Annotated in this window: 18 protein-coding genes and 1 pseudogene; 9 read left to right on the forward strand and 10 right to left on the reverse strand. The window is 70.4% G+C overall.

What is annotated here, in order from left to right; all coding sequences use genetic code 11:
- The first annotated feature begins 53 nt into the window (after positions 1-53).
- The 3 genes and pseudogenes from V2W30_RS26385 to V2W30_RS26395 all read left to right on the forward strand — a co-directional run bounded on the left by V2W30_RS26385 (position 54) and on the right by V2W30_RS26395 (position 3419).
- The gene (locus V2W30_RS26385; RefSeq protein ID WP_338700318.1) at positions 54-1046 is read left to right on the forward strand and encodes a sugar ABC transporter permease; all 993 of its coding nucleotides are present in this window, start codon (positions 54-56) and stop codon (positions 1044-1046) included.
- Entirely contained in the window at positions 1043-1873 is an 831-nt protein-coding gene (locus tag V2W30_RS26390; RefSeq protein ID WP_338700320.1) for a carbohydrate ABC transporter permease, read from the forward strand. Before V2W30_RS26385 ends, V2W30_RS26390 begins: the two co-directional genes overlap by 4 nt.
- 9 nt (positions 1874-1882) lie before the next feature.
- Positions 1883-3419: pseudogene (locus V2W30_RS26395) on the forward strand (glycoside hydrolase family 3 protein).
- Between the two features lie 393 nt (positions 3420-3812).
- On the opposite strand, the gene nagB reads toward V2W30_RS26395, so the two are convergent.
- Positions 3813-4598 carry a glucosamine-6-phosphate deaminase gene (gene nagB, locus V2W30_RS26400; protein ID WP_338700322.1) on the reverse strand — a complete coding sequence of 262 codons (786 nt, stop codon included), beginning with the start codon at positions 4596-4598 and terminating at the stop codon, positions 3813-3815.
- Between the two features lie 915 nt (positions 4599-5513).
- On the opposite strand from nagB, the gene V2W30_RS26405 reads away from it, so the two are divergent.
- Positions 5514-6536, forward strand: coding sequence for an SIS domain-containing protein (locus V2W30_RS26405; protein ID WP_338703765.1), 1023 nt, complete (start codon positions 5514-5516; stop codon positions 6534-6536).
- A gap of 52 nt (positions 6537-6588) precedes the next feature.
- Here the strand turns inward: V2W30_RS26405 and V2W30_RS26410 are convergent, their stop codons facing one another.
- Positions 6589-7341 (reverse strand): SDR family oxidoreductase, encoded by a 753-nt coding sequence (locus V2W30_RS26410; protein WP_338700324.1) that lies wholly within the window; start codon positions 7339-7341, stop codon positions 6589-6591.
- Positions 7342-7471: 130 nt separating this feature from the next.
- On the opposite strand from V2W30_RS26410, the gene V2W30_RS26415 reads away from it, so the two are divergent.
- Together V2W30_RS26415 and V2W30_RS26420 are read left to right on the forward strand one after the other, a co-directional pair.
- A complete protein-coding gene (locus V2W30_RS26415; protein WP_338700325.1) occupies positions 7472-8095 on the forward strand; it encodes a TetR/AcrR family transcriptional regulator in 624 nt (207 codons plus the stop codon).
- Between the two features lie 378 nt (positions 8096-8473).
- Positions 8474-9940 (forward strand): PAS domain-containing sensor histidine kinase, encoded by a 1467-nt coding sequence (locus V2W30_RS26420; RefSeq protein ID WP_338703767.1) that lies wholly within the window; start codon positions 8474-8476, stop codon positions 9938-9940.
- A gap of 203 nt (positions 9941-10143) precedes the next feature.
- Here the strand turns inward: V2W30_RS26420 and V2W30_RS26425 are convergent, their stop codons facing one another.
- Entirely contained in the window at positions 10144-10401 is a 258-nt protein-coding gene (locus V2W30_RS26425) for a WhiB family transcriptional regulator (protein ID WP_016639615.1), read from the reverse strand.
- Between the two features lie 319 nt (positions 10402-10720).
- Positions 10721-11689 carry a diacylglycerol/lipid kinase family protein gene (locus V2W30_RS26430; RefSeq protein WP_338700326.1) on the reverse strand — a complete coding sequence of 323 codons (969 nt, stop codon included), beginning with the start codon at positions 11687-11689 and terminating at the stop codon, positions 10721-10723.
- A gap of 126 nt (positions 11690-11815) precedes the next feature.
- Between V2W30_RS26430 and V2W30_RS26435 the strand changes: the two genes are divergently transcribed.
- Positions 11816-12268 (forward strand): hypothetical protein, encoded by a 453-nt coding sequence (locus V2W30_RS26435; protein ID WP_338700327.1) that lies wholly within the window; start codon positions 11816-11818, stop codon positions 12266-12268.
- A 97-nt stretch (positions 12269-12365) separates the two neighbouring features.
- Here the strand turns inward: V2W30_RS26435 and V2W30_RS26440 are convergent, their stop codons facing one another.
- The 3 genes from V2W30_RS26440 to V2W30_RS26450 form a co-directional block, all read right to left on the reverse strand.
- Positions 12366-13349 (reverse strand): RNA polymerase sigma factor SigF, encoded by a 984-nt coding sequence (locus V2W30_RS26440; protein WP_425244701.1) that lies wholly within the window; start codon positions 13347-13349, stop codon positions 12366-12368.
- Between the two features lie 17 nt (positions 13350-13366).
- Entirely contained in the window at positions 13367-13780 is a 414-nt protein-coding gene (locus tag V2W30_RS26445; RefSeq protein ID WP_338700329.1) for an anti-sigma regulatory factor, read from the reverse strand.
- A gap of 255 nt (positions 13781-14035) precedes the next feature.
- Positions 14036-14296: a UBP-type zinc finger domain-containing protein gene (locus tag V2W30_RS26450; RefSeq protein WP_338700331.1), complete on the reverse strand. Its 261-nt coding sequence runs from the start codon at positions 14294-14296 to the stop codon at positions 14036-14038.
- Between the two features lie 56 nt (positions 14297-14352).
- On the opposite strand from V2W30_RS26450, the gene V2W30_RS26455 reads away from it, so the two are divergent.
- Positions 14353-15951 carry a Na+/H+ antiporter gene (locus tag V2W30_RS26455; protein ID WP_338700333.1) on the forward strand — a complete coding sequence of 533 codons (1599 nt, stop codon included), beginning with the start codon at positions 14353-14355 and terminating at the stop codon, positions 15949-15951.
- Here V2W30_RS26455 and V2W30_RS26460 read toward each other — a convergent pair.
- The 3 genes from V2W30_RS26460 to V2W30_RS26470 form a co-directional block, all read right to left on the reverse strand.
- Positions 15930-16871, reverse strand: coding sequence for a 1-aminocyclopropane-1-carboxylate deaminase/D-cysteine desulfhydrase (locus tag V2W30_RS26460; protein WP_338700335.1), 942 nt, complete (start codon positions 16869-16871; stop codon positions 15930-15932). The two genes, V2W30_RS26455 and V2W30_RS26460, sit on opposite strands and share 22 nt — an antisense overlap.
- A 30-nt stretch (positions 16872-16901) precedes the next feature.
- Positions 16902-17492 carry an N-acetylmuramoyl-L-alanine amidase gene (locus tag V2W30_RS26465; protein WP_338700337.1) on the reverse strand — a complete coding sequence of 197 codons (591 nt, stop codon included), beginning with the start codon at positions 17490-17492 and terminating at the stop codon, positions 16902-16904.
- A 168-nt stretch (positions 17493-17660) separates the two neighbouring features.
- Positions 17661-17894, reverse strand: a complete 234-nt coding sequence (locus V2W30_RS26470; protein ID WP_338700339.1) for a hypothetical protein — start codon at positions 17892-17894, stop codon at positions 17661-17663.
- A 246-nt stretch (positions 17895-18140) separates the two neighbouring features.
- Here V2W30_RS26470 and V2W30_RS26475 point away from each other — a divergent pair, with 246 nt between their 5' ends.
- Positions 18141-19547, forward strand: coding sequence for a family 2B encapsulin nanocompartment shell protein (locus V2W30_RS26475; protein WP_338700340.1), 1407 nt, complete (start codon positions 18141-18143; stop codon positions 19545-19547).
- Positions 19548-19549: the final 2 nt, after the last annotated feature.

Consider the following 19549-nt stretch of genomic DNA (forward strand, 5'->3'; position numbering starts at 1 on the left):
GTGCCCCCGGCACAGGCGTGTCGACCGTACGGCCACGGAAGAGATGGCGAGTCATGTCAGTGCAGACCGAAGGCACGGACACGGCCGGGGCAACCGGTGTCCGCAAGACCGAGGCACCGCCCCCGCGTGAGACGGGACGGCCGGTGGCCAAGCGCCGCGCCGGTGCGTCCGCCCCCTACCTCCTGCTGCTGCCCGCCCTGCTGGCCACGCTGATCCTGCTCGGCTGGCCCCTGGTGAAGAACGGCATGCTGTCGTTCCAGAACCTCAACCCGCGGCAGCTGATCCTCCACCTCACCGAGTGGAACGGGATCGACAACTACAAGGAGGTCCTGGGCAGCCCGGACTTCTGGAAGGTCGTCAAGCGCACCGTCCTGTTCACCGCCGCCAACGTCGTCCTGATCATGGTGATCGGCACGCTCGTCGGCCTGCTGCTCGCGCGGCTCGGCAAGAAGATGCGGCTGCTGCTCCTCTTCGGCCTCGTGCTCGCCTGGGCCATGCCCGTGCTCGCGGCCACCACCGTCTTCCAGTGGCTGTTCGCCCAGCGCTTCGGTGTCGTCAACGCGGTCCTCGACTCGCTCGGCTGGCACTCGATGGCCGACCACAACTGGCTCGGCACCCAGATGTCGACCTTCTCCGTGGTCACCCTGCTGATCGTGTGGCAGTCCATCCCGTTCGTGGCCATCAACCTCTACGCCGCGACGACGACCATCCCCAAGGAGCTGTACGAGGCCGCGTCCCTGGACGGCGCCGGCGCCTGGAAGTCGTTCTCCTCGGTGACCTTCCCGTTCCTCAAGCCGTTCCTGCTGGCCACGACATTCCTCGAGGTCATCTGGGTGTTCAAGGCGTTCCCGCAGATCTTCGCGATGAACGAGGGCGGACCCGACCGGCTCACCGAGACCCTGCCGATCTACGCCTTCATCGAGGGCTTCGGCAACCAGCACTTCGGCATGGGCTCCGCCATCGCCTTCCTGACGATGCTGGTGCTGCTCTTCCTGACGGCGTACTACCTGCGCCTGGTGCTCAAGCAAGAGGAGGACGAGCTGTGAAGCGCTCGATCTTCGGCCGCTTCTGGCCCAACGCGACCGCCGTGGTCCTCTTCATCGGCTTCGTGTTCCCCGTGTACTGGATGTTCGCGACGGCCTTCAAGCCGACCGGCGACATCATCAGCGACAACCCCGTCTGGTTCCCGACGGACGTCACCTTCGGGCACTTCAAGAAGGCGATCGCCGCCGACCACTTCTGGACGCTGGTGCGCAACTCGCTCACCGTGACGATCCTGTCGGTGCTGCTCTCCCTCGTCATCGCGCTGTTCGCGTCCTTCGCCCTGGCCCGCATGCGGTTCAAGGGACGGCGCGGCTTCCTGATCGTCTTCATGATCGCGCAGATGGCCCCCTGGGAGGTCATGGTCATCGCGATCTACATGCTGGTCCGCGACAACGACATGCTGGACAGCCTGATCCCGCTGACCGTCTTCTACATGATGATGGTGCTGCCCTTCACGATCCTGACGCTGCGCGGCTACGTCGCCGCCGTGCCGAAGGAACTGGAGGAGTCCGCCATGGTCGACGGCTGCACGCGGCCGCAGGCCTTCGTCAAGGTGATCTTCCCGCTGCTCGCGCCGGGCCTGATGGCCACGTCGCTGTTCGGCTTCATCACCGCGTGGAACGAGTTCCCGCTCGTCCTGATCCTCAACAAGAGCGTCGAGTCGCAGACCCTGCCGCTGTGGATCTCCCAGTTCCGCACCGCCTTCGGCGACGACTGGGGTGCGACGATGGCGGCGTCCTCCCTGTTCGCCGTCCCGATCCTCATCCTCTTCGTCTTCCTCCAGCGCAAGGCCGTCAGTGGCCTCACCGCCGGCGCCGTGAAGGGATAACGCACCCCGATGACTCAACGGTCGACACTCGCACGCGGCACGACAGCGTCCTCCGCGCAGGACGGACTGACCCGGGACGCCCTGACGGTCCTCCAGCCCGGCTTCACCGGCACGACCGCCCCCGACTGGCTGCTGCGGCGCCTGGGGGAGGGACTCGCCTCGGTGGGCCTGTTCGGCCGCAACATCGCCTCGCCGGACCAACTGGCAGCCCTCACCGCACAGTTGAGGGCCGAGCGCGACGACATCCTGGTCGCGATCGACGAGGAGGGCGGCGACGTCACCCGCCTCGAAGTCCGTACGGGCTCCTCGTTCCCCGGCAACCACGCGCTCGGCGCGGTCGACGACGTCCAGCTCACGAGGGACGTCGCCTTCGAGCTGGGCCGCCGGCTCGCCCAGTGCGGCGTCAACCTCAACTGGGCGCCGTCGGCGGACGTCAACGCCAACCCGGACAACCCGGTGATCGGCGTACGGTCCTTCGGCGCGGACACCGCACTGGTGGCCCGGCACACCGCCGCCTACGTCGAAGGGATGCAGTCCGCGGGCGTCGCCGCCTGCACCAAGCACTTCCCCGGGCACGGCGACACGGGCGTCGACTCGCACCACGACATGCCCCGCATCGACGTCGGCCTCGACGTGCTGCACGCCCGCGACCTCGCCCCGTTCCGCGCGGCGATCGCCGCGGGCAGCCGGGCCGTCATGAGCGCGCACATCCTGGTCCCGGCGCTCGACCCGGACCGCCCGGCGACGCTCTCCCGCCGCATCCTCACCGGCCTGCTTCGCGAGGAACTCGGCTACGACGGCCTGATCGTCACCGACGGCATGGAGATGCAGGCCATCTCCGCGACCTACGGGATCGAACGCGGCAGCGTCCTCGCCATCGCCGCCGGAGCCGACGCCATCTGCGTGGGCGGCGGCCTCGCCGACGACGACACGGTGCTGCGGCTGCGCGACGCGCTCGTCACCGCCGTGCGCGCCGGCGACCTCGCCGAGGAACGGCTCGCGGACGCCGCCACCCGGGTACGGGAACTCGCCGCGTGGACGGCCGCGCCGCGCGCCGCGTCGGGGGCGCGGCGGGGGTGCGGCGACGGCAGGCACGGCGGACACCGAGGTCGGCCTGGTCGCCGCACGCCGCGCGATCCGGGTGACGCGCGGCGACGACACCGCGCGGGTCACCGGCCCCGTCCACGTCGCGGCCTTCTCCCCGGTGGCCAACATCGCCGTCGGCGACGAGACCCCGTGGGGCGTCGCCGCCGAACTCGAACGCCTCCTGCCCGGCACCACCACCGGTTCCTACACGGGCCCGGACGCGGGCACCGCCGCCCTGGCCGCGGCGGGCGACCGGCGCGTCGTCGCCGTGGTCCGCGACGAACACCGCCACACCTGGATGTCCTCGGCGCTCGACGCCCTCCTCGCGGCCCGCCCCGACACGGTCGTCGTCGAGATGGGCGTCCCGCAGGCCCCGCCGCGCGGCGCCCTGCACATCGCCACCCACGGAGCGGCCCGAGTCTGCGGCGTCGCGGCGGCGGAGGTCATCGTCGCAACCTGATCGCCGGCCGCTGATCGGACTGATGGCCGCTGTTGGTGACGGCTGATCGTGACGGCTGGTCGTGACTGATGGCCGCTGATCGTGACGGCTGGTCGTGACTGATGGCCGCTGACTGCTGACAGCGCTTATGACTGGTGCCGGTCACCCCGGGCGGGGGTGACCGGCACTTTGCGTGTCGCGGCGGGAGCGGGGAGCGGGGGTGGGAGCGGGGGTGCGGGGAGCGGGATGGGGGGCTGGGGTGAGGCGGGCGCCCGGAGTGGGAGGCCGCCCGGAGTGGGAGGCCGCCCGGCGTCGGGGCGGGCGCCCGGAGTCGGAAGCCGCCCGGCTACCGTCCCTCGGCCTTACGGCCCCTCGGTCCAACAGCCCTGTGGTCGCCTACGACCCCCGGGCCGCCTACAGGCCCTGCCACTCCGGCTTGTTGGCGTACGTGTGCCGGAAGTAGTCGGCCAGCTTCAGCTTGGACGCGGCGGCCTCGTCGACGACGACGGTCGCGTGCGGGTGCAGCTGCAACGCCGACGCCGGCACCACCGCGGCGACAGGCCCCTCCACGGTCGCGGCCACGGCGTCCGCCTTGCCCTCGCCCGTCGCGAGCAGCACCAGGTGACGGGCTTCGAGGATCGTCCCGATGCCCTGCGTGATGACATGCCGCGGCACCTGGCTCAGGTCACCGTCGAAGAACCGCGCGTTGTCCGTGATGGTCTGCTCGGTCAGCGTCTTGATCCGGGTCCGCGACGCGATCGACGAGCACGGCTCGTTGAACCCGATGTGCCCGTCGGTCCCGATTCCGAGCAACTGGAGATCGACACCACCGGCCGAGGCCAGCGCCTGGTCGTACTCCACGCAGGCCGCCTGCACGTCCTCGGCGCTCCCGTCCGGCCCCATGAACGCCGCCTCGCTCAGCCCGAGCGGCTCCACGACCTCCCGCAGCACGGTCGCCCGGTACGACTCGGGGTGCCCGGTCGGCAGCCCCACGTACTCGTCGAGCTGGGCGATACGCGCCGCCGAAGCGTCGACCTCACCGGCGCGCACCTTGGCCGTCAGGGCCTGGTAGATGGGCAGCGGGGTCGAGCCGGTGGCCACACCGAGCAACGCGTCGGGCTTGCGCCGCAGCAGCTGGGCCATGGCCTCGGCGATCAGCTCGCCACCTGCCTTGGCGTCCGGAACGATCACAACTTCCACGCTGGGCCTGCCGTTTCTGGTCAGAGGGGACTGGAAGGGAACGTGTGGTATAGACCAATCTAGCAGAGCGTGACCCTCCCGGTCAGGCCCTCCACGCCCCCACCCCGTCTCTGTCGTGGGTCCATCCCGTGGGTCCATCCGGAGGGTCCGTCCCATGCGGTCCACTCCGTCCATGCTCGACGCTGAACGGGGGGTCGGCATGTTGGGAGAGCGGCGGGGTCGGCATGTTGGGAGAGCGGCGGGGGCGACATGTTGGGGGAGCGGCGGGGGCGGCGGGCTGTGCGGGTCAGCGGGGTGTGGCGAGGGCTTGGGTGGCGGGGCGTGACCAGAGCTCGGCCGCAGGGCGCGATCAGGGCCAGGGGCATGGGGTGACCAGGGCTCGGCCGCGGGGCGTGACCAGCGGTCGGGCGGCAGAGCGTGTCCAGAGCCAGAGCCAGAGCCAGAGCCAGAGCCAGAGCCAGAGCCAGAGCCAGGGCCGGGGCCGGGGCCGGGGCCGGGGCCAGGGCCACGGCCAGGGCCAGGGGCGCGGGCCGGAAGTGGCGGGGTGGGAGTCGCGGTAGGGGAGTCGCGGTGCGGGAGTCACGGCACGGAGTCGCGGGGCGGACCTGTCCTGCCCGCGCGCCCTCCCGCCCCCTGACCCCCGCTTCGACCATGGCGCCGCCCCCGTCCACTGGGCGAAGCCGACGCGGTGCGGCCACAGTGGAAGGTGTCCGGATCGCCGCGCCCCGGCCCCGCCCCTCCCGCGCCGGGCCCGCCACACACCCCACCGGAGGTGCTCGCATGACCGCCACGCCATCCGTCCCCGACCCGCAGGCCGACCCGCGGCACCCGTCGCCGGACCGGACGTCGGGCCGGACGTCGGACCTGCCGCAGGGCTCGTCGGAGGTGCCGGGGGAGGAACGGCCCGGGCGGATCATGTTCCGCGAGATCCGTGAACAGCCCGACGTCCTGCGCCGCCTCCTCGACTCCGGCGCCCCGCGCATCCAGGAGGTCGCCCGCCAGGTCGCCGCCCGCGCCCCGCGCTTCGTCCTCCTCACCGCACGCGGCACCTCGGACAACGCCGCTCTCTACGCCAAGTACCTCCTGGAGATCCAGCTCGGTCTGCCCTGCGGTCTCGCCTCGATGTCCACCACGACGGCCTACGGCGCCCGCCCCGATCTGCGCGATGTCCTCGTCATCACCGTCAGCCAGTCCGGAGGCTCACCCGACCTGGTCGCCTCGACGAAGGCCGCCCGCGAGGCCGGCGCGATCACCCTGGCCGTGACCAACAACCCGGACTCCCCGCTGGCAGCCGTCTCCGAGCACCACATCGACATCATGGCGGGACCGGAGAAGGCCCTTCCCGCGACCAAGACGTACACCGCGTCCCTGCTCGCCCTGTACCTCTTCGTCGAGGGGCTGCGCGGCGGCGAAGGCTCCGCCGCCGCCGTCCTGCCCGATCTCGCGGCCGAACTGATCGCCCGCGACGACGAGGTCCGCACGCTCGCCTCCCGCTACCGCTTCGCCGAGCGCATGGTCATCACCTCCCGTGGTTACGGCTATCCGACCGCCAAGGAAGCGGCGCTGAAACTGATGGAGACCAGCTATATCCCCGCCCTGTCCTACTCGGGCGCCGACCTGCTGCACGGGCCGCTCGCCATGGTCGACAACATCTCCCCGGTCATCGCCGTGGTCACCGACGGCAGGGGCGGCCTGGCCCTGCAACCCGTGCTCGACCGGCTGCGCGGGCGCGGCGCCGACCTCATGGTGGTAGGCCCCGAGGCCCAGGTGGACGCCGCCTCGGCAGGCTTCGTGCTGCCGACCGCCGGAGTCGCGGAAGAGGTGCAGCCCGTCCTGGAGATCCTGCCGCTGCAACTGCTCGCGTACGAGGTCACCATCGCGCGCGGTCAGGACCCGGACGCCCCGCGCGCGCTCGCGAAGGTGACGGAGACGCGGTAGCGCCGAAGCGCGGGGGTGGGGGTGCGGCCGAGCACCTACGCCCGCGGGACCCTCAGACCAGCGAACCTCCCGTCGCGTCGACCCACTGCCCCGTCACCCACCGTCCGTCCGGCGACGCCAGGAACGCCACCACGTCGGCTATCTCCGCCGGTGTCCCCACCTTGCCCAGGACCGAGAAGGCGGCGGCGCCGGCCCACGCCTCGTCGCTCGCCCGCAGCCATTCCGCGTTCACATCCGTGTCGACGATTCCCGGGGCCACCGTGTTCGCCGTGATGCCGCGCGGCCCGAGGACCCGGGCCAGATAGCGGGTGAACACGTCGAGCGCGCTTTTCGTCATCGCGTACGGCATGAGGTCGGGGAGAAGTGTGGTGCGGGTGACGCCGGACGAGATGTTGATGATCCGGCCCCCCTCGCGCAGCCGCGGGGCCGCGAGCTGGGCCAGGAAGAACGGGGCCTTGGTGTTGACCGTGAAGAGCCGGTCGAACTCCGCCTCCTCGATCTCCGCGAAGGCGCTCGACGTCCCGATCCCCGCGTTGTTCACCAGGATGTCCAGCCCGTCGGCCCGCGCCTCGAACTCCTCCCACAATCCCTGCGCCGCGCCCGGCTCCGCGAGATCCGCCCGGATCTCGAACGCCGATCCGCCCGCCGCCTCGATCGCGGCCACCGTCTCCTTCGCCGCCGCCTCGTTCGACCCGTAATGCACCGCGACCCGTGCCCCGTCCCGGCCGAGGCGCTCGGCGATGCCCCGCCCGATGCCCCGGCTCGCGCCCGTGACCAGTGCCGTCCTGCCCGTGAGTACGCCCATGACGTCGCCCCTTCCCCTCTTGGCGATGGCCGCGGCTCACCCACGGCCACAAATCTGTAGCGCTCGTTATGAAAATGACCGTAGCGCACCACCATCCCCGTTTTCTAGTGGGCGCTATAGAATTCACCCCATGGCGACCAAGCAGCGCGGGCGACCCCGCTCCTTCGATCGGGAGACCGCCCTGGAGAAGGCCATGCGAGCCTTCTGGGAGAACGGGTACGAGGCGACTTCGGTCTCCGATCTGACCCGCGAGATGGGCATCGGCGCCCCGAGCCTGTACGCCGCCTTCGGCGACAAGCGCTCGCTGTTCGAGGAGGTCGTGCGGGTCTACGGCATCACGCACGGCTCAGGGCCCGGCCGCGCCCTGGCCGAGGAGCCCACGGCGCGTGGGGCGGTCGAGCGGCTGCTGCGGGAGGCCGCCGACGAGTTCACCGACCCCGCCCACCCGCACGGCTGTCTCGTCATCCACGCCGCGACGAACTGCACGACGCCCGAGGTCGAGCAGACGCTGCGTGATCAGCGCCTCGCCAGCCTCGGTGCCATCGAGGACCGGGTACGCCAGGGCATCGATGCCGGAGAGCTGCCGCGGCACACCGACGCGACGGCGCTCGCCCGCTTCGTCGGCGCCGTGTTCCAGGGCATGTCCCAGCAGTCGCGGGACGGCGCGAGCAGGGCCGAGCTGGAGGCCGTGGCCGATGTCGCGATGACGGTCTGGCCGGCAAATGAACCGGCGGGGCCCGGCACGCGTGAGTGAGGGCGTACGTTGGAGTAACCGTGGACGCGGTTGTCGGAGGAAGCGACGACAACAAACCTCCGTCGATGCATGGACATCGGAGAATGGTCTAGTCCACAATGCGTAACTGAGACCTCCGTCCTCCCCGCACAGGAGGATGGAACAGAGGACCCGTCGCTCTCTGCCCTGACTGCGCCGGATCCTCGATCGGCCCCCGGGACCGCACACCTGGAAGCCGATGCACCTGAAGGGCTGCGGTGCCAGGGAAAGGGTTGAGGGTCCCGACCCCCGGCGCCGCGGCCCGTCGGTCTTTTCCGGGCCAATGGTGACCGATCAGGTGCGAAGCCGGTCGATTCGGGGCCCTGTCGACCGACAGGTACGCTCGGGCTTGTGCCCTCCATGAACGATCTCGTACGCCAGCACACCGCTCTCGGTGACTCCGATCTCGAGTGGCTCCATCTGCTGGTCTCGGAGTGGCAGTTGCTCTCCGACCTCTCCTTCGCCGACCTCGTCCTGTGGGTACCCACCCGCGACGGGACGCGGTACGTCTCCGTCGCGCAGATGCGTCCGAACACCGGACCCACGTCCTACCAGGACGACATGGTCGGCCACCTCGTGCCGCGCGGCCGCCGCCCCATGCTGGACGCCGCCCTCGACGAGGGCCGCATCGTGCGCGAGGGCGACCCCGAGTGGCGCGAAGAGGTTCCGGTGCGGGTGGAGTCCATCCCCGTACGCCGGGAGGGCCGGGTCCTCGGCGTCATCGCGCGCAATACGAACCTGCTCACCGTCCGTACGCCCTCGCGCCTGGAGCTGACCTATTTGCAGTCGGCGTCCGACCTCGCGCAGATGATCGCGGCCGGCTCCTTCCCGTTCCCCGACCAGCAGGTCGACATGGACGCGTCGCCGCGCGTGGGTGACGGACTGATCCGCCTCGACGCCGACGGTGTGGTCCAGTACGCCTCGCCCAACGCGCTGTCCGCCTACCACCGGTTGGGTTTCTCCGCCGATCTCGTCGGCCACCACCTCGGCACGACGACGGCCGAACTCGCCCCGTCCCGCGGCCCGGTGGACGAGGCACTCTCCAAGGTGGCCAGCGGCTGGGCGCCGCGCGAGTTCGAGATCGAGGGCGAGGAGGGGTCGATCCAGGTCCGCGCGATCCCGCTCAAGCCCAAGGGCACCCGCATCGGTTCGCTGGTCCTGCTGCGCGACGTGACCGAACTGCGCCGCCGAGAGCGGGAGTTGATCACCAAGGACGCGACCATCCGGGAGATCCACCACCGGGTGAAGAACAACCTCCAGACCGTCGCCGCGCTCCTTCGCCTCCAGGCGCGGCGCATCGAGTCGGACCGGGGCCGCGAGGCCCTGGAGGAGGCGGTGCGGCGGGTCGGTTCCATCGCGATCGTGCACGAGACGCTCTCGCAGAACCTGGACGAGCGCGTGGAGTTCGACGAGATCGCCGACCGCGTGCTCGCCATGGTGGCGGAGATCTCACCGGGCCAGGTCACCGGCCGGCGCACCGGCCGCTTCGGCATCCTGGACGCCGAGGTGGCGACCCCGCTCTCCATGGTCCTGACCGAGGTGTTGCAGAACGCGCTGGAGCACGGCTACCGCCAGGGCGACACCGGCACGGTCGAGGTCTCGGCGGTGCGCGGCGGCACCAGCAAGGACGCCCGCCTCCTGATCACCGTCCAGGACGACGGCGTCGGCCTGCCCGAGAACTTCGACCCGAAGCGCTCCGGGAATCTGGGGCTACAGATCGTACGTACCTTGGTGGAGGGCGAGTTGGGCGGAACGTTCGACATGGTGCCCGCACCGGAGCGCGGCACCCAGGTCGTCCTCGACATCCCGGTGCGCTCCCAGAAGTAGCCGCTTCGCGGTACTGCGCAGACGCAAACAGCAGTGAGCCCCGGACCGTTGAACGGTCCGGGGCTCATTACTCGCGTTGCTCGGGTCATGTCCCGGGCTGAGCCTGGGGGAGCATCGGGGGGTACTGCGCGCTGCGGCTCGGGGGCGGGAGATGCGTACTCGCTGTACGCGCCGCCGGGCTCAGGCTCGATACGGGGTGGGAATCAGGCAGAAGCCTGACGGGCCCGGTTGCGAGCGGCGCGGCGCTTCATCGCGCGGCGCTCGTCCTCGCTGAGGCCACCCCAGACGCCGGAGTCCTGGCCGGACTCGAGCGCCCACTGCAGGCACTGCTCCATGACGGGGCAGCGGCGGCAGACGGCCTTGGCTTCCTCGATCTGCAGCAGCGCAGGACCGGTGTTGCCGATGGGGAAGAAGAGCTCGGGGTCTTCCTCGCGGCAAACGGCGTTGTGACGCCAGTCCATGGCTGCTACCTCTCCTTGGTATTACGTGCAGGTTGCTTGTGAATGTGAACGCTTTCACGAATCCCTCAACAAGTGAAGGGCCGAACGTCACATACGCGACGGTGGTCCGTTGCTTGGAGGAGGGGATTCGGGCTCTCTGTGGGGCCGATGTTGCGGGCCGTCCCGAGCGCCATGTAGAGATTCGCAAACCTCGGCGGCGGATACAACCCCTTCTGGAAAGTTTTTTTTGATTCCTCGGTGTCGGCTAGGTCACAGCCGTACTTCCATGGGGTGGAGCCTGGCCCAAACGTTCGAGATAAAGGACTTTGGGCCCTTCCACTCACACAATCACACGCAGTGCACGGCGTACGCCTGTGAACGTCACGCTCGTCCGCAGCCCCAGGTGGTCACCGTCCATCTGGAGGGGCAGAGGCGCCTTCGAATGCAAGGTGAAGTCGGTCAGGTCATGGAGCGTGACCGCGTTCTTCCCGTGGGGCCCGCGCTCGGGGGTCGAGGCGAGCAGCTGGGTGCCGTAACGGGCCACCGAGGGGGTGGAGAGTTTCTTGAGTCCGAGCACGTCAAGGCCGGTGTCGAAGGACGCCTGGGGCGTCGGGTACAGCGGCCGGTTGCCCAGGAAGGTCCACGGCGAGGTGTTGCTGATTATGGAGACGACCAGATCCGTGACCGGGTCCTCGCCCGGCCGTTCGAGCGTGATCGTGCCGTGCCGGCGGTCGGGCTCCCCGAGGAACTGGCGTACGACCTGTCGCACATACAGGGCATGGGTCGAACGCTTGCCCCGTTCCCGCTGCTGCTCCACGCGGCCGACCACCCCCGCGTCGAAGCCCAGTCCGGCGCTGAAGGTGAACCAGCGGGACGGGACGCCTTCGTCCTCGGTACCCACCGTGCCCGCGGCGAGGCCCAGGCCGACCGTGCGCTGCCGCCCCTCGCGCAGGGCGTCCAGGAGCTGGCCCGTGGCCTCCACGGGCTCGTTCGGCAGGCCCAGCGCGCGCGCGAAGACGTTCGTGGAGCCGCCGGGGACGACCGCGAGGCCGGGCAGCCGGTCGAGATCGGGGCCGTGGTGCAACAGCCCGTTCACGACCTCGTTGACCGTGCCGTCGCCGCCGAGGGCGACGACCAGCTCGATGTCCTTGCTCTCCGCGGCCTGCCGGCCGAGGTCCCGGGCGTGGCCGCGGTACTCGGTCGTGACCGCCTCGAGCTTCATCTCGCTCGCCAAGGCGTGGATCAGCACATCACGCGTGCGCTCACTGGTGGTGGTTGCCGCCGGATTGACCACGAGAAGTGCACGCATGCAAGGCAGAGTACCTAGCGCCCTTGATCCGGCCCAGACCGAGGTAGGGCTCCGGTAAGCGCCGCGGGCGGCGGATGCCGGTACGGGGCCTGAGGGGGAGCGACGCGCGGAGGCTACTCTGCAAAGGTGACCTCAGAGCAGAACCCCGCCCCGGAGACCTCCGCAGAAGACGGCCCGCGCCCCGGTCGGCTGACCGCCGCAGCGGCCCTGGCCGGCCTTGAAGGAGCCGCCCTCGCCGTGGGCGGCGCCTACATGCTGATCGCCGGTCTCGCGGGCTCTCCCGACAACCCGGAGCAGGCCATCACCGGCGGCGTCACGCTCCTCGTGCTCGCGCTGCTGCCGCTGCTCGCCGCGCGCGGACTGCTCGCCCGCAAGAGCTGGAGCCGCGGCCCCGCGATCATCACGCAGATCATGGCGCTCCCGGTCGCCTACACGCTCCTCCAGGCCGACAGCCTGGCCATCCCCGGCGGGATCGTGCTCGCCGTGGTCGCGATCACCGCGCTGGTGCTGCTCGTGAACCCCCAGACCACCCGCGCGCTCGGCATTCGCACGCCAGGGGGCGCGCAGGAGTCCAAGTGAGCCTCATAGAGGCGGGCAAGAAGCGACAAGAAGGCGCCCGGTGCAGTGGCCATCACTGCACCGGGCGCCTTCATGTGCGTACGTACGTCGCAGGAGGTCACTCCTCGACGAGGAGCTTCTCCCGGAGCTGGGCCAGCGTGCGGGCCAGCAGACGGGAGACGTGCATCTGCGAGATGCCGACCTCCTGGGCGATCTGCGACTGCGTCATGTTCCCGAAGAACCGCAGCAGCAGGATGCGTTTCTCGCGCGGCGGCAGATCCTCCAGGAGCGGCTTGAGGGACTCGCGGTACTCGACGCCCTCGAGCGCCTCGTCCTCGGCGCCCAGGGTGTCGGCGACCGCCGGGGACTCGTCGTCCGTGTCGGGGACGTCCAGGGACAGCGTGGAGTACGCGTTGGCCGACTCCAGGCCCTCCAGGACCTCTTCCTCCGAGATGGCCAGCTTCTCGGCCAGCTCGTGGACCGTGGGGGAGCGGCCGTGCAGCTGGGACAGCTCGGCCGTCGCCGTCGTCAGGGCGAGCCGCAGCTCCTGGAGCCGACGCGGCACACGCACCGCCCAGCCCTTGTCGCGGAAGTGCCGCTTGATCTCGCCGACGACCGTCGGTGTCGCGTACGTGGAGAACTCCACCCCGCGCTCAGGGTCGAAACGGTCGACCGACTTGATCAGGCCGATCGTCGCGACCTGGGTCAGGTCGTCGAGCGGCTCGCCGCGGTTGCGGAAGCGGCGGGCCAGGTGCTCGACGAGGGGCAGGTGCATGCGGACGAGCTGATTGCGCAGCTCCGCGTACTCCGGACTGCCGTCCTTCAGGGTGCGCAGCTCGATGAACAGCGCACGCGCGCCGCTGCGGTCCTGCGGATTGTGCCGGCCCTGCTGCTCACCGTGTCGCTCGTGGTCGCTCATCAATCCCGCCCGTCGCGCGTCCGATCCCCCTGGGGTCCCGCGAAGCTCGGCCCCGGAGGTCGGGTCCGCTGTGTCTTCAGGGTGTGGCCTGGCCTGCTGTTCGGGGATGCCGGTGGTGAGCCGTCGCATCCCGCCCGTGCCGTCGGCCGGGAGATCCCGTGTGCCGCGCTTGTCGTCCCGCACCGGACCGTCCCCGTTCATCACGCCGGGCCTGGGCCCGCGCCACGCTTCTTGTAGAGGCTGATCGACACCGTGTTGTCGTCGGCCACCGAGGAGTCGACCTGGCCCGCGAGGGCCGAGAGAACCGTCCACGCGAACGTGTCGCGCTCCGGTGCCCGGCCGTCGGTCGTCGGCGCGGAGACCGTCACCTCCAAGGAGTCGTCGACGAGGCGGAACACGCAGCTGAGCACGGAGCCCGCGACGGCCTGCTGGAGCAGGATCGCGCAAGCCTCGTCGACCGCGATGCGCAGGTCCTCGATCTCGTCGAGGGTGAAGTCCAAACGCGCTGCGAGGCCGGCCGTGGCCGTCCGCAGCACCGACAGGTAGGCACCCGCAGCCGGCAGCCGGACTTCGACGAAGTCCTGATTCCCGGGCTCGCCTGCGAACTGGGACACCCTCACCTCCAAGGTGGTACAAGCACTTTCGGGCTCCGGGAGGTCCTCCCCCGGGTGATGCGTCACGTATATACGCGGTGACGCTACCGCGCGCCCGACTTTCCTGTCCCGGGGACCCCCGGCCCAGTGCTGTCACTCATAGTAAGCCTACGGGTACGGACAGTGGCTAGAGGGTGTGCGGGCCCAATTGGAAAGAGCGGGCGCCGGGTTGACGTACCCAAGCGCCCACGGATCGAACCCCGATGGCGGTACGGATCAGACCAGGCGCGTGTCCACGAAGCACCAGCGCCAGCTCTCACCAGGCTCGAAGGTGCGCATCACGGGGTGCCCGGTCTCCTTGTGGTGCTCCGTCGCGTGTTTGTACGGCGAGGAGTCGCAGCAGCCGACGTGGCCGCAGACGAGACACAGCCGCAGTTGCACAGGGTGACTGCCGACGGCCAGACACTCCAGACAGGTCTCGCTCAGGGGCGCGGGCTCGGGGTGCGGCAGCGCGTCGACGTGCGGGCACTCGTTCATGATGGCCAGGTTACGACGCGCGGCGTGCCGATGGGCTGCCGGACGGGAGGCGGGCCATGGACGTATTGCCACTGGTGGGACTGATCGCGGCGAGTGCCGCGGTAGCGGGAGCGGCACGCAGGACACCGGTTCCGGCGCCACTCCTCCTTGTCGCGATCGGCCTGGCCGCCTCCTACGTGCCGGGCATTCCGGAGTACACGCTCGACCCGCACATCGTGCTGCCGCTGATCCTGCCGCCGCTGCTGCACACCGCCGCCCTGGAGAGCTCGTACCTCGACCTGAGGGCGAACATCCGGCCCGTGGCGCTCCTGTCGGTGGGCTACGTCCTGTTCGCCACCGTGGCGGTGGGCTGGCTCGCGTACGAGCTGATCCCGGACCTGCCGCTCACCGCGGCGCTCGTCCTGGGGGCCGTGATCGCCCCGCCGGACGCCGTGGCCGCCACCGCGATCGCGCGGCGGGTGGGGCTGCCCTCGCGGATCACCACGATCCTCCAGGGCGAGTCCCTCGTGAACGACGCGACCGCGATCACCGCCTACAAGGTCGCGCTCGCCGCGGCAGTCGGAGAGGGAGCGAGCTGGGCGGGCGGCATCAAGGAGTTCTTGGTGGCGGCCGTCGGCGGGGTCGGCGTGGGGCTGCTGCTCATGGTGCCGCTGCACTGGCTGCGCACGCACCTGAAGGAGGCGGTGCTCCAGAACACGCTCTCCCTGCTCATCCCCTTCGTCGCGTACGCCGCCGCGGAACAAGTAGGCGCCTCCGGAGTGCTCGCGGTGGTGACCGTGGCGCTCTACCTGGGACACCGCTCCTGGCAGGTCGACTTCGAGACGCGGCTCCAGGAGGCGGCCGTGTGGAAGGTCGTCGCGTTCATCCTGGAGTCGGCCGTCTTCGCGCTCATCGGACTCCAGCTGCGCGTCGTCGTCGAGGACCTCGGCGAGTACAGCGTGGGGCAGGCCGTCTGGTACGCCGTCGGGGTGTTCTTCTTCGTCGTCGTGATCCGCTTCGTCTGGTCGTATCCCGCCACCTATCTGCCGTGGTGTCTGTCGTCGCGCATCAGGGCGCGCGAGAGCGAGACCGACTGGAAACGGCCGCTGATCGTGAGCTGGGCCGGCATGCGGGGTGTCGTCTCGCTGGCGATCGCGTTCTCCATCCCGCTCGTCACGGAGGACGGGACGCCGTTCCCGGGGCGCAATCTGGTGCTCTTCCTCACGTTCACGACCGTCATCGGCACGCTCGTCGTCCAAGGGCTCACGCTGCCGCCGCTCATCAAGTACCTGAAACTGCCGGGCCGGGACGTGCAGGCCGAGACGCTCGCCGAGGCGCAGGCGCAGAGCGTCGCCTCCACGGCCGCGGAGGAGCGGGTGGACGAGCTCATGCGGGACCAGCGCAACTGCCTGCCAGAGCCCCTCCAGGACCGTCTGCACACCGTTCTGGAACGGCGCCGCAACTCCGTGTGGGAACGGCTCGGCCAGCCCAACCCCGTGACCGGCGAGTCCGCCGACGGCACCTACCGGCGGCTCGCGCGCGAGGCGATCGCCGCCGAGCGCGAGGTCTTCGTACGGATGCGGGACGAGCGGCGCATCGACGACGAGATGATGCGGACGCTGCTGCGCAAGCTGGACCTGGAGGAGGCCGCCGCCTATCGCGAGGTCGACGACTGAGCGTCGGGACCCGGCGACCCCGTGACGACGGCGGCCAGCCGCGTGCCCCGCGGGAAGGCGCCTTCGGCCGTGAGGGCGACAAGGGCGTAGAGCATCTTGGCGACGTAGAGACGCTCGACGGGCAGGCCGTGACGCTGTTCGAAATCCTCGGCGAACGCGGCCAGTTCCGCGGGCACGCGCGCGTAGCCGCCGAAATGGAAACGGTCCTCCACCTGCCAGCTGCCGCGCGGCCCGCCGAAAGCGGCTTCCTGCAAGGCGCGGATCTCCGCATCCAGGAAGCCGCCCTTGAGGACGGAGACACCCACGGCACGCCGACCCGCGGGGAGCCCCGCGGCGAGGCCCGCGAGGGTGCCGCCCGTCCCGCAGGCGAGCGCCACGACGTCGGCCAGGTCGCCGAGCTCGTGGCCGAGGGCCGTGCAGCCTTGCACGGCGAGAGAGTTGCTGCCGCCCTCGGGGATCACATACGCGTCCCGGGCGTCGGCGGCGTCGAGGAGCGCCGCGAGGGCGTCCGGGTCCGTCTTGTGTCGATACGTCGATCTGTCGACGAAGTGCAGCCGCATGCCGTCGGCCGCGCAGCGGGCCAGGGACGGGTTGAGGGGCCGGTCGGCGAGCTCGTGACCGCGGACGATGCCGAGGGTGGGAACGTCCAGGAGACGGCCTGCCGCGGCGGTGGCCCGCAGATGGTTCGAGTAGGCGCCGCCGAAGGTCACGAGGGGGCGGCCCCGCGCGGCGGCGAGGTTCGGCGCGAGCTTGCGCCACTTGTTGCCGATCAGGTCCGGGTGGATCAGGTCGTCCCGCTTCAGGAACAGCCGGACGCCGTGGCGCGCGAAGCGGTCGTCGTCGACCTCGGTGAGCGGCGACGGCAGGCGGGGGCGCGGAGCGGCGACGGGCGGGCGGGACACCCGGCCATTGTCGGACATGTGTCCGGGTGCCCGCCGCAACGCCCCGTGCTACTTGAGCCGGTCGCGGATACGCTCCCGCATCGCCGCCATCGTGAACCCCTTCGGGTCCACCTTGCCCGGCTGCCACTCCAGGTGGCCGATGACCGAGCGCTCCGTCCAGCCGTGGTGGCGGCAGATCGCCGCCGCGGCCTTCTCGATGGCCAGGAGCTGCTCCGCCGGCCACGGGTCGTGCCCGTCGCCGAGGTTCTCGCACTCGAAGCCGTAGAAGCGGCTGTTGCCGTCCGTGTTCGCCTCGTTGTCGTGCGGCAGCGCCTTCTCCGCGATCACCGCCCGCAGTACGTCGTCGTCGCCGAGACCCGCGTGGTTCGCGCGGCCGTAGCCGACCAGGTGCACCCGGCCGTCCTTGGTGATGACGCCGTGGCACAGCGGCCCGGGTAGGTCCGGGTGGCCGTCGCGGCAGATACGGACCGTGCGCTCGCTGCCCGAGGTGACGGTGTGATGGATCATCACGCCGTTCAGGGGGCCCCAGGCGCCCTTGTGGTTGCGATTGTGGTGGCGCCAGTCACCGACTTCGACCACGGTCAGGCCCTCGTTCTTGAGGGCGGCGAGAAAACTGCTCGCGGACATGGGTGGGGCCATGGCCGCCTCCTTAGCGGGGAGTGACGAGCGCCGTTCGCGCACCGTCTCGTACCGCTGCTTGTACAGGAACTGCCCTACGGCCACTACTCGTTCGTACGCCGTGCGAGCCGTTCCGGACAGGGGTGACCAGGTCAGAGAGCCCCGTGCGGGAGCCTTCGTGCGGGGGGCTCAGCTGTGGAGGAACCCGTCCCCGTTCGTCGCGACGTGCGCCTCCAGGGCCTGGAGCGCCTGCTGGGTGGCCTGCGGGCTGCCGGTCCCCTTGCGCTCCGCGTAGTACGCCGCACCCAGCTTCTTCAGCAGGTCACCACCGGCGCGCTGTGCCTGGACGTCGTCCAGCTTCTGCTTGCCCTGCGTGAGTCCGCGCTGCGCCTGCTCCTTGGCACGGTCCAGAAAGCCAGCCATGGTTCGTCTCCTCTTGTGGGTCCTGCTGCGGTGTCCGCGCTGTTGTTTCGTCCGTTTCCCGATCAACGCGCGCCGGGAGCCGGTGGTTCCGAAAACCGGCTTCGGGACGCCGAACCGGGTTCGAAAAACGCCGCCCATGCCCCGTCCGCCACTGATCCATTCCCGCTCATTTGTGTAATGGCGCGACCACGTTCCGTGCTGGAAAGGTGGGCGGCGCAGGCCAGTTCATGATCGGGAGGGCAATTCATGTCGGTAGGCGAAGAGGTCCGCACGGAGCAGCCGGGGTCGCAGAAGAGCCTCGGCACATCCGCCGCGCGGAATCTGGCCACCACCACCAAATCCGCGCCGCAGATGCAGGAGATCAGCTCCCGCTGGCTGTTGCGGACGCTGCCCTGGGTGGATGTGCAGGGCGGCACGTACCGGGTGAACCGGCGACTCAGCTACTCGGTCGGGGACGGCCGCATCACGTTCGTGAAGACGGGTGACCAGGTCCGCGTCATCCCCGCCGAGCTGGGGGAGCTGCCGGCGCTGCGCGACTTCGAGGACCAGGACGTCCTGGGCGAGCTGGCCCAGCGCTGTACGCAGCGCGAGTTCGCGGCGGGCGAGGTCCTGGCCTCGTTCGGCAGCCAGGCGGACGAGGTGTACCTCCTCGCGCACGGCCGGGTGGAGCAGGTCGGCGCGGGACCGTACGGGGACGACGCGGTGCTCGGCGTCCTCGCCGACGGCGCGTACTTCGGCGAGCAGGCCCTGCTCGACCCGGAGAGCATCTGGGAGTACACGGCTCGCGCGGTCACCGCGTGCACGGTGCTCACGCTGCCGCGCCGCGACCTGGAGCAGATCGCCGAGCGCTCCGAGGCGCTGCGCGACCACCTCCACCGGCTGCGGTCGGTTCCGGAGCAGCGGGCCAACAAGTACGGCGAGCGGGAGATCGACCTCTCCGCCGGCCACGTCGGGGAAGCGGTGCTGCCGGGCACGTTCGTCGACTACGAGTCGGCGCCGCGCGAGTACGAACTGAGCGTCGCGCAGACCGTCCTGCGCATCCATACGCGCGTGGCCGACCTCTACAACCAGCCCATGAACCAGACGGAGCACCAGCTCCGGCTGACCGTCGAGGCGTTGAAGGAGCGCCAGGAGCACGAGCTGATCAACAACCGGGAGTTCGGCCTCCTCAACAACTGCGAGTACGACCAGCGGTTGCAGCCGCACGACGGTGCGCCCAGCCCGGACGACATGGACGAGCTGCTCAGCCGCCGGCGTGGTTCCAAGCTGTTCCTGGCGCACCCGAAGGCGATCGCCGCGTTCGGCCGCGAGTGCAACAAGCGGGGCCTCGTGCCCGAGAGCATCGACGTGGGCGGGAACCGGATCCCGACCTGGCGCGGTGTGCCGATCTACCCGTGCGCCAAGATCCCGATCTCGGACGCGCGGACCACGTCCATCATCTGCATGCGTACCGGACAGGAGGAACAGGGCGTCATCGGCCTGCGGCAGTCCGGCATCCCGGACGAGATCGAGCCGAGCCTGTCCGTGCGGTTCATGGGCATCAGCGAGCAGGCGATCATCTCGTACCTGGTGACCACCTACTACTCGGCGGCGGTCCTGGTGCCCGACGCGCTCGGGGTCCTGGAGAACGTGGAGGTGGGCCGGTGGCGGTGACA

Source organism: Streptomyces sp. Q6 (assembly GCF_036967205.1).
GTDB classification, from domain to species: domain Bacteria; phylum Actinomycetota; class Actinomycetes; order Streptomycetales; family Streptomycetaceae; genus Streptomyces; species Streptomyces citrinus.

Coding starts and splice junctions, on each gene's coding strand:
- V2W30_RS26475 (WP_338700340.1), top strand. CDS start 18,141: ATGTCGGTAGGCGAAGAGGTCCGCACGGAGCAGCCGGGGTCGCAGAAG.
- V2W30_RS26470 (WP_338700339.1), bottom strand. CDS start 17,894: ATGGCTGGCTTTCTGGACCGTGCCAAGGAGCAGGCGCAGCGCGGACTC.
- V2W30_RS26465 (WP_338700337.1), bottom strand. CDS start 17,492: ATGGCCCCACCCATGTCCGCGAGCAGTTTTCTCGCCGCCCTCAAGAAC.
- V2W30_RS26455 (WP_338700333.1), top strand. CDS start 14,353: ATGGACGTATTGCCACTGGTGGGACTGATCGCGGCGAGTGCCGCGGTA.
- V2W30_RS26430 (WP_338700326.1), bottom strand. CDS start 11,689: ATGCGTGCACTTCTCGTGGTCAATCCGGCGGCAACCACCACCAGTGAG.
- V2W30_RS26425 (WP_016639615.1), bottom strand. CDS start 10,401: ATGGACTGGCGTCACAACGCCGTTTGCCGCGAGGAAGACCCCGAGCTC.
- V2W30_RS26415 (WP_338700325.1), top strand. CDS start 7,472: ATGGCGACCAAGCAGCGCGGGCGACCCCGCTCCTTCGATCGGGAGACC.
- V2W30_RS26450 (WP_338700331.1), bottom strand. CDS start 14,296: ATGAACGAGTGCCCGCACGTCGACGCGCTGCCGCACCCCGAGCCCGCG.
- V2W30_RS26420 (WP_338703767.1), top strand. CDS start 8,474: ATGAACGATCTCGTACGCCAGCACACCGCTCTCGGTGACTCCGATCTC.
- V2W30_RS26405 (WP_338703765.1), top strand. CDS start 5,514: ATGTTCCGCGAGATCCGTGAACAGCCCGACGTCCTGCGCCGCCTCCTC.
- V2W30_RS26460 (WP_338700335.1), bottom strand. CDS start 16,871: ATGTCCGACAATGGCCGGGTGTCCCGCCCGCCCGTCGCCGCTCCGCGC.
- V2W30_RS26410 (WP_338700324.1), bottom strand. CDS start 7,341: ATGGGCGTACTCACGGGCAGGACGGCACTGGTCACGGGCGCGAGCCGG.
- V2W30_RS26385 (WP_338700318.1), top strand. CDS start 54: ATGTCAGTGCAGACCGAAGGCACGGACACGGCCGGGGCAACCGGTGTC.